This is a genomic window from Pantoea sp. B9002 (assembly GCF_013385945.1).
Lineage (GTDB): Bacteria > Pseudomonadota > Gammaproteobacteria > Enterobacterales > Enterobacteriaceae > Pantoea.
Window position 1 is genome coordinate 282,947 of record NZ_JACAPA010000002.1, and the last position, 12,214, is coordinate 295,160.

Consider the following 12,214-nt stretch of genomic DNA (forward strand, 5'->3'; position numbering starts at 1 on the left):
CACAGGCGTACTAAGCGTGATCATCATTAGATATCTGGTTCGGGAAACGCTCAAAAGCCAGCTGGCTATCCTCTTCATCCTGCTACTGATCTTCTTTTGTCAGAAGTTAGTGCGGATTTTGGGAGCTGCGGTGGATGGCGAAATCCCAACAAACTTAGTTCTGACATTGTTAGGACTTGGCGTGCCTGAAATGGCACAACTTATCCTGCCCCTAAGCCTGTTTCTGGCGATTTTAATGACCCTTGGGCGGCTGTACACCGAAAGTGAAATCACGGTGATGCATGCCTGCGGCCTGGGGAAAAGTGTGCTGATTAAAGCCGCGATGATCCTGATGCTGTTCACCTCGATTGTGGCGGCGGTCAACGTCATCTGGTTAGGGCCATGGTCATCACGTTATCAGCAGGAAGTGACGCAAAACGCCAAAGCTAACCCAGGCGCGGCGGCGCTGGCGGCTGGACAGTTCCAGACCTCCAGCGACGGCAATGCGGTGCTGTTTGTTGAAGATGTGAAGGGCAATACCTTCGGCAACGTGTTCCTGGCGCAACTGCGTCCGAAAGGCAATGCGCGTCCCTCGGTGGTGCTGGCTGACAGCGGTCACATGGAGCAACACAAAGATGGCTCGCAAGTAGTGACGCTGGATAAAGGCACGCGTTTTGAAGGCACCGCCTTGCTGCGTGACTTCCGCATCACAGACTTCGTCAACTATCAGGCGCTGGTGGGCTACAAAGAAGCCACGCTTGATCCGAACGATGCCGATCAGGCGGATATCAGCACGCTTTTCAAGACCAAAACCCCGCAGTTCCAGGCGGAGTTACACTGGCGCTTAACGCTGATCTTTGCCGTGCTGATTATGGCGTTGATGGTGGTGCCGCTCAGCGTGGTGAACCCGCGTCAGGGCCGCGTGCTGTCGATGCTGCCAGCCATGCTGCTGTACCTGATCTTCTTCTTACTGCAAAGTTCTCTGCGTTCCAACGCCGCGAAAGGCCGCTTCGATCCGGCCATCTGGATGTGGGTGGTGAACTTCTCCTATCTGGCGCTGGCGGTGCTGCTGAACATGTGGGATACCGTGCCGATGCGTCGCATCCGCGCGCGCTTTAGCCGTGGAGGATCGGTCTGATGTTTAAGGTTCTTGACCGCTATATCGGCAAAACTATCTTCAACACCATCATGCTGACGCTGTTCATGCTGGTGTCGCTGTCGGGCATTATCAAGTTCGTCGATCAGCTGCGTAAAACCGGGCAGGGCGCTTATACCGCGCTGGATGCCGGTTACTACACGTTGCTCAGCGTACCGAAAGATATCGAAATCTTCTTCCCGATGGCGGCGCTGCTGGGCGCATTGCTCGGTTTGGGCACGCTGGCGCAACGTAGCGAACTGGTGGTGATGCAGGCATCGGGCTTTACCCGCATGCAGGTAGCGCTGGCGGTGATGAAAACCGCGATTCCGCTGGTGCTGTTGACCATGGCGGTGGGCGAATTTGTTGCGCCGCAGGGCGAGCAGATGGCGCGTAACTACCGTGCGCAGCAGCTGTACGGTGGCTCGCTGGTCTCGACGCAAAACGGTTTGTGGGCGAAGGACGGCAACGACTTCATCTACATCGAGCGCATCAAAGGTGATAACGAGATTGATGGCGTCAGCATCTACAAATTCAGCGATCAGCGCCGTTTACTCAGCGTGCGCTATGCGGCGAGTGCCACCTGGAATGCGGATAAAAAAGTCTGGGCGCTGTCGCAGGTCGATGAATCGGATCTGCAAGATGCCAAACAAATTACCGGCTCGCAAAGCTTAAGCGGTGAATGGAAAACCAACCTGACGCCTGACAAGCTTGGCGTAGTGGCGCTGGATCCGGACGCGCTCTCGATCACCGGCCTGTATAACTACAGCAAATACCTCAAGCAGAGCGGCCAGGTTGCCGGGCGCTACCAGCTGAATATGTGGAGCAAAATCTTCCAGCCGCTCTCTGTAGCGGTGATGATGCTGATGGCGCTGTCGTTTATCTTTGGTCCGCTGCGTAGCGTATCGATGGGCGTGCGCGTGGTGACGGGGATCAGCTTTGGCTTCCTGTTCTACGTGCTGGACCAGATCTTTGGTCCGCTAAGCCTGGTGTACGGTTTGCCGCCGATTCTGGGTGCGATTCTGCCAAGCGGCGCGTTCTTCGCCATCAGCTTGTTCCTGCTGATGAAACGCCGTTAATGTTGGGCGGTCGCCATAAATGGCGACCTTTCCCCGTCCGTAGGGTCGCCATTCATGGCGACCTTTTTATTGAAGATGCCCAACCCAATCCGGCACCTGCGACAACAAATACAAAATCAGCCCAATCGTCCCGCCAACCAGCGTGCCGTTAATGCGGATAAACTGCAGGTCGCGGCCAATATTCAGCTCAATTTGCTGCGACATATCGCGAGCATCCCAGCTTTTCACCGTATCGCTAATATGGCGCGTCAGGAAGGCAGCAAACTCCGGCGCCACGCTGCGTGCGGCATCTTCCAGATGCTGATTCATCGAGGCGCGCAGCGCTTCATCGGCCGCCAGGGTTTCGCCCAGCCACAGCGCAGCCAATCTGACGCGCTCCTGCACTCGTGAATCCTCGCTATTCAGATCGTCTTTCAGCCAGCCACGTAAATCCTGCCACAGCTCGCCAATGTAGCGATTGAACGACTCATCTTCCTTGAGCCAGCTCTTGATGCTTTCAGCGCGTTCCGCCATTTCGGGATCGCTTTTCAGTCGCTCAATCAGCCGCTGCACCGCACGGTCAAAGCCCAGACGTAACTCATGTCCCTGATCGAGCGCGACCTGATCGAGTATCGAATCCACCGCATTCGCCACCATATCGGCGCTGTGCTCGCCAAGCCATTCGGTTGGCAGCATTTTGGCCTTGATCGGATGCTCGCGCTTCAGCCAGCGCACAATCTGCGCGGCGATAAACTCGCGCGTTCCGGGCTTGTGCAGCAAACGCAGCAGCTGTTGTACCGCCGCATCCAGCAGCTCCTGATGGCGATTATTTTTCGTCAGGCTGTCCAGCAGCAGCGCGCTGGATTGGGTGAGATCGACCTTATCCAGCGCGCGATGCACCGCACGGCGCAGAAAGCGCTGAATGCGTTGATCATCGGTGAGATCGAGAAAACCGCGCATCACCTGCAACAGATGGCGACCAATGCGATCGGCGTTGCCCGGCGTGTTGAGCCACTGCGCCAGCATCTGCGAAGGATCGTGGCGGCGAATCAGCGCCAGCAGTGAATCGGTATCGAGAAATTTCTCCTGCACGAAGCGGCCCAGATTCTCGCCAATGCGATCTTTGTTGCGCGGAATAATCGCCGTATGACGCGAGATAAACGGCACCGGCACGCGACGGAACAGCGCCACCACCGCGAACCAGTCGGCTAATGCGCCGACCATCGCCGCTTCCGCTATTGCCTTCAGCCCGAGCACCCAAAAGTTGGGGGGCAGAAACAGCGTCACAATAAAAGTGGCTGCCGCAATCAGCAGCAGCGACAGCGCCAGACGTTTGCTGCGTTTGAGTTGTTGATATTTATCCATAAATCCTTTGTAGGGGAGGCATTCATGCCTCCCATTTTAGAGGGTCGCAAAAAGTTTCTAGCGGCGACGTCCGCCTAACAAACTGCCGAGCACCCCACGAATGATCTGATTAGTGACCTGACGCGCAGCACTCTTCGCCACGCTCTGCACCACGCCGTCGCGCTTGCCGCCGCGCGGCCCGGTGGTGCCGAACAGAATGTCCTTCAGGCCGCCGAGAATACCGTCATCAACGGCAACATTGTTGCCTTTGGCTTCCGGCGCATTGGCTTGCTGGGTGGTTGCCTGCACGCCTTTTTGCAGCATTTCGAACGCCGATTCGCGATCCACTTCAGTGTCGTATTTACCATACAGCGGCGAGTTGTTAATCAGGCCGTTTCGTTCATCCTGCGTAACCGGTCCCATGCGCGAGCCGGGCGCAATCACCATCGCCCGCTGCACCATCGATGGACTGCCTTTTTCATCAAGGAAGGAGATCAGCGCTTCGCCGGTGCCGAGCGCCTGAATCGCCTCGACGGTATCAAACGCCGGATTGGCGCGCATGGTTTCGGCGGCGCTTTTTACCGCTTTCTGATCTTTGGGTGTAAAGGCGCGCAGCGCGTGCTGCACGCGGTTGCCGAGCTGGCCCAGCACGTTGTCGGGAATATCAGCGGGATTCTGCGTAACGAAATAGACGCCAACGCCTTTCGAACGGATCAGGCGAATTACCTGCTCAACTTTCTCCAGCAGCACCGGCGGCGCGTCGGTAAACAGCAGATGCGCTTCGTCGAAGAAGAACACCATTTTCGGCTTATCGAGATCGCCGGCTTCGGGCAAGTGCTCATACAGCTCGGCCAGCAGCCACAGCAGGCTGGTGGCGTAGAGTTTCGGCATTTGATAGAGCTTTTCCGCCGAGAGGATGTTGATAAAGCCTTTGCCGTTGCTATCGCAGCGCATCCAGTCGCGGATATCCAGCATCGGCTCGCCAAAGAAGTGCTCAGCACCTTGCTGCTCCAGCGCCAGTAATCCGCGCTGAATCGCCCCAACGGACGCGCTGTTGATGTTGCCGTATTGCGTCTGGAAGGCTTTGGCGTTGTCGCCGATGTACTGCGTCATGGCGCGCAGATCTTTGAAATCCAGCAGCAACAAGCCCTGATCGTCGGCGATGCGGAAGATGATTTGCAGCACGCCGGATTGCACGTCGTTAAGGTTAAGCAACCGCGCCAGCAGCAGCGGGCCGAGATCGGATACCGTGGCGCGCACCGGATGGCCTTGCTGACCAAAAATATCCCACACCATTACCGGATTTTTCTGCGCCTGCCAGTCGCTGACGCCAATCTTCGCCAGACGCGCCAGCAGCTTCTCGGAACCTTCACCTGCGGCAGAAATGCCGGTGAGATCGCCTTTCACATCGGCCATAAACACCGGCACGCCGATATCGGAGAAGGATTCCGCCAGCTTTTGCAGCGTGACGGTTTTGCCGGTGCCGGTAGCGCCGGTGATCAAACCGTGGCGGTTCGCCATGTTGGAGAGAAGATGCAGTTGAACGTCAGGCGTTTGGGCAATCAGTAACGGAGTGGTCATGATTTTTTCGCTCTCAGGCAATAGGTTATGCCAGAAAGAATAGCAAGCGGCGCGCGAGGAGGGATGAAGATTGTGCCGAAAAAGGGGGAATTAGGTGCGCGCTGCCCCCCATCCCGGCCTTCCCCTGTAAACGGGGGAAGGAGGTTAGGTGCGTGCTGTCCCCCATCCCGGCCTTCCCCCGTAAACGGGGGAAGGAGACGCTGCCACATGCAGCTTCAGCACTGACATGTGGCAGCATCTTCCTCCCCCATTAATGGGGGAGGACCGAGGAGGGGGGATGCGAGCACAATTTTGGTGGGAGGACCGAGGAGGGGGAATGCGAGCACAATCCAAAACTATTTCTGCACCGTATCAAAAAACAGCAAACTCACGCCAATCCCTTGCTGCACATGATTCACGTTATTACGCACCGCAACCTGCTGCGCGCCTTGCAGCGTCACTACGAACGGTGAGTTCTGCTGCACGGTTTTCTGCAAATCGGTATAGAGCGCACGGCGCTTAACCGCATCGCTTTCACCGGCCGCTGCGCGGGTTTTCGCGCTCAGATCCGGAATATCCCAGCCGACGCGCCACGCCAGGGTTTTGGAACCGCCCGGCACGTTATACGCAAAGGCGCTGGCGTTGGTGTTTGGATCGACATAATCCGCGCCCCAGTAAATGAAGATCGACTGGAAATCGCGACCGCGCATTTTGCTCCACAGCTCTGATTCCGCCACCGGCTGCAACTCAATCTGCACATCCGCTTTGGCAAAGCTGGCCTGCAGCGCCTGCGCCACGTCAATGTAGGGCGGCTGATTGATCACCGTCAGCGCAAACTTCGTCCCCGGCTTGATGCCGCCTTTGGCTAAAATCTCTTTGGCTTTCGCCACATCGTAGTGGAACGGCTGATCTTCCAGCGCACCATCAAAGCCCTGCGGCAGGAAGCTCTGATGAATGCGGTACTGACCTTTCAGCAAATCCTTCGAGATGGTGTTGTAGTCTACCAACCAGCGCGCGGCTTGCCACAGCGCCGGATTGCCTAATGCCGGTTGTGCTTTGTCTTTGGTATTGAAACCGAGGTAGTAAACCAAGCTCGATGGGAAGGCTTCAATGCGCAGGTTCTTGTCGCTCTTCAGCGCATCAATCTGATCCGGGCCAAGCTGATAAGCCACATCGACATCGCCTTGTTGAATCAGCAGACGACGCGCACCGGCATCCGCCACGCCTTTAAGCAGAATGCGTTTCAGCTTCGGCTGCGGATTAGCTTGTTGGTTGGCGCTCAGCACCAGCGCCTGCTGCGGCACATATTGCTGAATGGTGAATGCGCCGCTGCCGGCGGAGTTGGTGTGCAGCCAGCCGTTGCCGAGATCGTTATTAGCGACGTGTTGCTGCACGGTTTTGCTATCCACCACCGAGGCCACCGGCGCGGTCAGCAGGCGCAGCGCCAGGTTCTGACCAATCTGCGCTGGCCACTGAATCTCCAGTTGATGGTCATTCAGCACTTTAAACTGGCTGGCGATGTTTTCATTGGTCCAGCCAAATTCGGCGAGGATGAAAGAGGGCGCTTTGTTCAGCTGCACCGCGCGCGTCAGTGAGAAGATCACATCCTGCGCCGTCACCGGATTGCCGCTGGAGAAGTGTGCGTTGGGTTTGATGTTGAACACTAAGCTGTGCGGCGTGCTGCCTTGTTGCCAGTGGGTGGCCAGCAGCGGCGCCAGCTTCTGCGGATCATTACGATCTGCCTCCACTAATGTTTGGTAGATGTTGCGCTGCACGCTGTTACTGACGGTTTCGAAGCTTTCAGCGGGGTCGAAGCTAATAATGCCGTCGAGCGGGACGGCGACGACAAGGGTATCTTTCGGTGTGGCGGCGTGCAGTGCAAAACTGCTGCCCCATAAAGCGACGAGCAAAATCAGTGAGCGCATTATTATTGTCCTGAGTGATAGATAAATTCACTCTATCTCTGCCGTCGCTTTGGCAAAATGCCGGTTTGTTCTGAGCTGTGCCGGAAAATAACAATTGATTACCTTGGGGAATTATTACGTTTATTTTGTGCGCGACTTGTCATTTCCACGAAATAGATCGTTCATCTGCTGGTCAATAAAGTAAATAAGATGTTATAAATGAGAATAATTCTCTGGTATGGAAGTATGATTTTTTTTCATTGATTCATTTCTGCGATTATTTCTTTGCGCGATAATACCTGGTCAAATGCCCACTGATTAGTGCCAATATCCCATCAAATGTACGGTTAAACCCTGTTTTTTCGCCTCGAAAGCCTTTTACCAAGCCTTAACCTAAATTCAACATGATGACTGAATTTCATCAAAACACATCCATAATTGAATTTTTACATTCTGAAATACCTATATCCCTAAGATTGCCAGGTTATTTACCGATTTATAAAGCTATTAACAAAAATAATTATCTTTCTTAGCAAGTGAGAGTCGTCGCGCCATGCTTCTAAATAAACCGACCACCAGACGTAAGTTTTTACTTGGGTCGCTGTTGGCTTTGCCATTAAGTGACCTGGTATTTAAGGGATTGACTGCGGCGCAAGCTGCGGAAATGGCAGCACCCGAGCTCGCCGACTATAAACCGATCTTTTTCAGTGCCGATGAGTGGCAATTTATTCTGGCCGCGGCCGATCGCCTGATTCCTGCCGGCGGCAAAGGTAAAGCGCCAGGTGCACTGGAAACCAACGTGCCGATCTTTATCGATCAACAGCTGCACAGCCCGGAGTTCGGGGCAGAGATCTACATGCAAGGTCCCTTCGATGTGCATGCGCCTGCCACCATGGGTTATCAAATTCCATTCACGCCGCAGCAGATGTACCAAACCGGTATCAAGCTGGTGAATCAGTGGACGCAAAGCAACTTCCAGAAACCGTTCCATGAGCTGTCGCTGGAAGAGAAAGATGCGGTGCTGACTAAAGTGAACAAAAACGACGGTATCGACTTCGCCGCCCTGGGCGAAGAGAACCTGAAAGCCTCGCAGTTCTTCGGCCAGCTGCTTGCAGATACCAAACACGGCTACCTCGCTGACCCGATGTACGGCGGCAACAAAGGCATGAAAGCCTGGATTGCCATCGGCTTCCCGGGCGCACGCGCCAGCTTTACCGAATGGGTGAAGCAGCACAACGTGCCGTACCCGCTGGGACCGGTCAGCCTCTTAGGTGAAAGCGCGTAAGCACACCCCCGTTTTTGGTATGTGAGACAGGATTAACATGGCACAGATTACAAAGAAAGAAGTCGACGTCGTCGTTTGCGGCCTCGGCTGGGCCGGCTCGTTGATGAGTATCGAACTGGCGATGGCGGGACTCGAAGTGCGCGCATTAGAGCGCGGCGGCGAGCGTGATTACCCGGATTTCGCTTATCCGAAACCGGCCGATGAATACGCCTACAACGTGCGCAATAAAGTGTTCGCTACGCCAAAAGAAGTGGCGGTCACCGTGCGTTACAACAGCAGCCAGACGGCGTTGCCCACCCGTAAATGGGGTGCGTTTGCGCCGGGTACCGGCGTGGGCGGCGCGGGTATGCACTGGACGGCGGTGCTGATTCGTCCAACCCCAACCGACCTGAAGCTGAAAACCTACGTCGATGAGGCCTACAAGCCGGGCATCCTGCAGGAAGATATGCGCGTGATGGACTTCCCGTTCACCTGGGAAGAGATCGAGCCGTATTACTACAAGTTTGAGCTGATTTGCGGTCAATCCGGTAACACCGGCAACCTGCGCGGCCAGATTCTGCCGGGCGGCGATCCGTTCGAAGGTCCGCGCTCTGAACCTTACCCGTTGCCTGCGCTGGAAGACACGCTGAACAACGTGATGTTCAAAGAAGCCGCCACTAAACTCGGCTATCATCCGTTCCCGAACCCATCTGCGTGCGTATCACGCGCGTGGAAAAACCCGTACGGCAACCAGATCGCGCCGTGTAACTACTGCGGCTACTGCTCGAAATATCCGTGCCTCAACTACTCAAAAGCCTCACCACAAACTGCGGTGATGGATTCGTTGAAACGTATGCCGAACTTCTCTTACGAAGTGCATGCGGAAGTGGTGAAAGTGGTACTGCACGATGACCAGAAAACTGCGAAGGGCGTGATTTACTACGATGTGGACGGCAACGAAGTGTTCCAGCCGGCGAAGATCGTGGTGCTCTCCAGCTTCCAGCTCTACAACGTGCGTCTGATGCTGCTGTCCGGTATCGGCAAGCCGTACAACCCGATCACCGAAGAAGGTGTGGTGGGACGTAACTACGCGTTCCTGTCGAACGGCGGCGCAACCCTGTTCTTCAAAGACAAAAACTTCAACTCTTATGCCACCGCAGGCGCCACCGGCCAGATGTTCAACGACATCTCACCAGGCAACTTCGATGGTCCGGGCCTTGGCTTCCTCGGCGGCGCGAAGATCCACAGCTCGCAAGCCACCGGCACGCCAATGGCCGCTGCGCTGCCTAAAGGCACGCCATCGTGGGGCATGGGTTACAAAGAGGGTCTGGAGGAGTGGTACAACCATTCCATGAAGATCAGCATCACCACCACCTGCCAGTCGTATCGCGATATCTATCTGGATCTGGATCCAAACTACACCGATCATCGCGGTCAGCCGTTGCTGCGCATGACGTTCAACTGGAAAGAGAACGAACTGAAGCTGCAACAGCATCTGAAAGGCATCGTCGGCAACATCGCCAAAGAACTTAATCCAGACAGCATGAGCATGAGCTTCCTGCCAATGGGCGCGGACTTTGACCTCACCAAATACGTTTCAACCCACAACGTGGGCGGCGCGGTGATGGGCGATAACCCGAAAACTTCTGCACTGAACAAGTACCTGCAGAGCTGGGATGTTCATAACGTGTTTGTGCCGGGCGGCAACGCCTTCCCGCAAAACTTCCAGGCGAACCCGACCGATACCATCGGCGCGATCACCTTGATGGCGGCACAAGCCATTAAAGAACATTATCTGAAAAATCCCGGTCCACTGGTACAGGCATAAGCGCATGAAATTAAAATCATTGTTAATCGCCAACGCCGTGCTGCTGGGCAGCTTTGCAGTGCAGGCACACGCGGAAGATGAAGCTCAATTGATCAAGCAGGGTGAATACCTGTCGCGTCTCGGCGACTGTATGGCGTGCCATACCGTTTCCGGCAAAGGGGATTACGCTGGTGGTTTGGCGATTGAGTCGAATCTCGGCACCATTTACTCCACCAACATCACGCCGGACAAAGAGCACGGCATCGGCAACTACAGCGAGCAGCAGTTCTCCGACGCGGTGCGCAAAGGTGTGTTGCCGAACGGGTCGCGTCTCTATCCAGCGATGCCGTATCCGGATTACGCCAAAATCTCCGATGCCGATATGCACGCGCTTTATGTCTACTTCATGAAAGGCGTGAAGCCGAGCAGCGAGCAGCCGCCGGAAACCGATCTGAGCTTCCCGTTCAGCCAGCGTTGGGGCATGCGCTTCTGGAACTGGGCGTTTACCTCTGACAAGCCATTCCAGCCGATTGGCGGCGCGTCAGAAGAGGTCAATCGCGGTGCTTATATCGTGGAAAGCCTGGGCCACTGCGGCAGCTGCCATACGCCACGCGGCCTCGGCATGAACGAGAAAGCGCTGGATAGCAGCGACGATCAGTTCCTTGCCGGTGGCAGCCTGAACAGCTGGGATGTGCCGTCACTGCGCGGTCTGCCGCGCTGGAGCGAGCAGGAGATTGTCGATTACCTGCAAACCGGTCGTAACGACAAGGCAGCGGTGGGCGGTGAGATGAAGTCGGTGATTGAGCACTCCAGCTCGCACATGACAGATGCCGACCTGAAAGCGATCGCGGCTTACCTGAAGTTCCTTGGTGGTAATCCGCCGCTGCAGGCGTACAACGTGCAGAAGCAGCAGGCAACTGAAGCGAAACTGACTGCCGCGAAAGGTTTGTCGGAAGGTGAGCGTCTGTATATCGACAACTGCGGCGCTTGCCACTTTGTCACCGGTAAAGGTGCGCCGGGGATCTTCCCGGAGCTGGATCAGGCGACGATCGTCAATGCCAAAGATCCAAGCGGTTTGATCCACACCATTCTGGCTGGTGCGCAGCAGCCATCGACCGAGAAGGCGCCATCAACGCTGGCGATGCCAGGTTTTGCTAAGCGTCTGGATGATGATCAAGTGGCTAAACTGGCGACCTTTATTCGCCAGGGCTGGAGCAACAATGCGCCAGCGGTGACGAAAGATCAGGTAGCCGAAGTGCGTAAAACGTTGAAAGGCGAGTAAAACGCTTAAAACTGCGCGATAAATCGCGCCGCTACGGATACGTGCAAATACCGTAGCGGCGCAATTCATTGCGCGTCTTTAACGTGTTATCAATGATAATTGTGAATCACTTCTAACACGCCATTAATCACGAACTGCACGCCCATACACACCAGCAAAAAGCCCATCAGACGTGAAATCGCCTCGATGCCGCCTTTCCCTACCAGCTTCATGATGGCGCCCGAACTGCGCAGCGAGATCCACAGAATCACTGACACGGCCAAAAACGTCAGCACCGGCGCGACGGCAACCACCCACGCCGGAAAATCTACGCCCGATTTAACCGTCGACGCAGAACTGATGATCATCGCAATGGTGCCCGGCCCCGCGGTGCTCGGCATTGCCAGCGGTACAAACGCGATGTTTACGGTTTCACGATTGCTGTCGGTCGCGTCCAGTTCATCCTGTTTGTGCTCGGCTTCGACCGAATGTCCCACCGGTTTCGCCGGAAACAGCATGCGAAAACCGATAAACGCCACAATCAATCCGCCCGCCATGCGCAGGCCGGGGATGGAGATCCCAAAGGTGTGCAGCACCGCGCTGCCGGCGTACCACGCCACCATCATGATCAGGAACACGTAGATCGAGGCCTGCATCGCCTGGCGATTACGCTCCTGGAAATTCATCTCTCCGGCCAGGCCGAGAAACAGCGCCACGGTGGTCAGCGGATTGGCGAGCGGCAAAATCACCACCAGTCCCAGCCCGATGGCTTTAAACAACTCCAGCATGAAATTTCCTCAGAATTCCAGGCCGCCATAAATGGCGACCCTACAAAAACGCGGTTCCAATCTTGCGCGGTCGCCATAAATGACAATCCGACACCGTAGGGCTGATGAATCCCC

9 protein-coding genes are annotated in these 12,214 nt (G+C 55.7%); 5 read left to right on the forward strand and 4 right to left on the reverse strand.

What is annotated here, in order from left to right:
* Positions 1 to 16: 16 nt before the first annotated feature.
* Together lptF and lptG are read left to right on the forward strand one after the other, a co-directional pair.
* On the forward strand, positions 17 to 1,117 hold the full coding sequence (gene lptF, locus HX773_RS02000; RefSeq protein ID WP_176970209.1) for an LPS export ABC transporter permease LptF: 1,101 nt from the start codon (positions 17 to 19) through the stop codon (positions 1,115 to 1,117).
* Positions 1,117 to 2,193, forward strand: a complete 1,077-nt coding sequence (gene lptG, locus HX773_RS02005; protein WP_176970210.1) for an LPS export ABC transporter permease LptG — start codon at positions 1,117 to 1,119, stop codon at positions 2,191 to 2,193. The genes lptF and lptG overlap by 1 nt, the downstream gene beginning before the upstream one ends.
* Positions 2,194 to 2,259: 66 nt before the next feature.
* Here the strand turns inward: lptG and HX773_RS02010 are convergent, their stop codons facing one another.
* The 3 genes from HX773_RS02010 to HX773_RS02020 form a co-directional block, all read right to left on the reverse strand.
* Complete coding sequence (locus HX773_RS02010) at positions 2,260 to 3,537, reverse strand: DUF445 domain-containing protein (RefSeq protein WP_176970211.1); 1,278 nt, start codon at positions 3,535 to 3,537, stop codon at positions 2,260 to 2,262.
* Between the two features lie 57 nt (positions 3,538 to 3,594).
* A complete protein-coding gene (locus tag HX773_RS02015) occupies positions 3,595 to 5,097 on the reverse strand; it encodes a helicase HerA-like C-terminal domain-containing protein (protein WP_176970212.1) in 1,503 nt (500 codons plus the stop codon).
* A gap of 335 nt (positions 5,098 to 5,432) precedes the next feature.
* Entirely contained in the window at positions 5,433 to 7,001 is a 1,569-nt protein-coding gene (locus HX773_RS02020) for an ABC transporter substrate-binding protein (RefSeq protein ID WP_176970213.1), read from the reverse strand.
* A 532-nt stretch (positions 7,002 to 7,533) separates the two neighbouring features.
* Between HX773_RS02020 and HX773_RS02025 the strand changes: the two genes are divergently transcribed.
* From HX773_RS02025 to HX773_RS02035, 3 genes are read left to right on the forward strand one after another with little or no spacing between them, the layout of a single operon-like run.
* Positions 7,534 to 8,265 carry a gluconate 2-dehydrogenase subunit 3 family protein gene (locus tag HX773_RS02025; protein WP_061718222.1) on the forward strand — a complete coding sequence of 244 codons (732 nt, stop codon included), beginning with the start codon at positions 7,534 to 7,536 and terminating at the stop codon, positions 8,263 to 8,265.
* Between the two features lie 37 nt (positions 8,266 to 8,302).
* Positions 8,303 to 10,072, forward strand: a complete 1,770-nt coding sequence (locus HX773_RS02030) for a GMC family oxidoreductase (protein ID WP_176970214.1) — start codon at positions 8,303 to 8,305, stop codon at positions 10,070 to 10,072.
* Between the two features lie 4 nt (positions 10,073 to 10,076).
* On the forward strand, positions 10,077 to 11,333 hold the full coding sequence (locus HX773_RS02035) for a cytochrome c (RefSeq protein ID WP_176970215.1): 1,257 nt from the start codon (positions 10,077 to 10,079) through the stop codon (positions 11,331 to 11,333).
* Positions 11,334 to 11,422: 89 nt separating this feature from the next.
* Here the strand turns inward: HX773_RS02035 and HX773_RS02040 are convergent, their stop codons facing one another.
* Positions 11,423 to 12,100: a MarC family NAAT transporter gene (locus tag HX773_RS02040; RefSeq protein WP_110868046.1), complete on the reverse strand. Its 678-nt coding sequence runs from the start codon at positions 12,098 to 12,100 to the stop codon at positions 11,423 to 11,425.
* Positions 12,101 to 12,214: the final 114 nt, after the last annotated feature.

Excerpts from the sequence above, each read along its gene's own strand:
- HX773_RS02020 (WP_176970213.1), bottom strand. The coding sequence starts at position 7,001 with ATGCGCTCACTGATTTTGCTCGTCGCTTTATGGGGCAGCAGTTTTGCA.
- HX773_RS02025 (WP_061718222.1), top strand. The coding sequence starts at position 7,534 with ATGCTTCTAAATAAACCGACCACCAGACGTAAGTTTTTACTTGGGTCG.
- HX773_RS02015 (WP_176970212.1), bottom strand. The coding sequence starts at position 5,097 with ATGACCACTCCGTTACTGATTGCCCAAACGCCTGACGTTCAACTGCAT.
- HX773_RS02040 (WP_110868046.1), bottom strand. The coding sequence starts at position 12,100 with ATGCTGGAGTTGTTTAAAGCCATCGGGCTGGGACTGGTGGTGATTTTG.
- HX773_RS02035 (WP_176970215.1), top strand. The coding sequence starts at position 10,077 with ATGAAATTAAAATCATTGTTAATCGCCAACGCCGTGCTGCTGGGCAGC.
- HX773_RS02010 (WP_176970211.1), bottom strand. The coding sequence starts at position 3,537 with ATGGATAAATATCAACAACTCAAACGCAGCAAACGTCTGGCGCTGTCG.
- lptG (WP_176970210.1), top strand. The coding sequence starts at position 1,117 with ATGTTTAAGGTTCTTGACCGCTATATCGGCAAAACTATCTTCAACACC.
- HX773_RS02030 (WP_176970214.1), top strand. The coding sequence starts at position 8,303 with ATGGCACAGATTACAAAGAAAGAAGTCGACGTCGTCGTTTGCGGCCTC.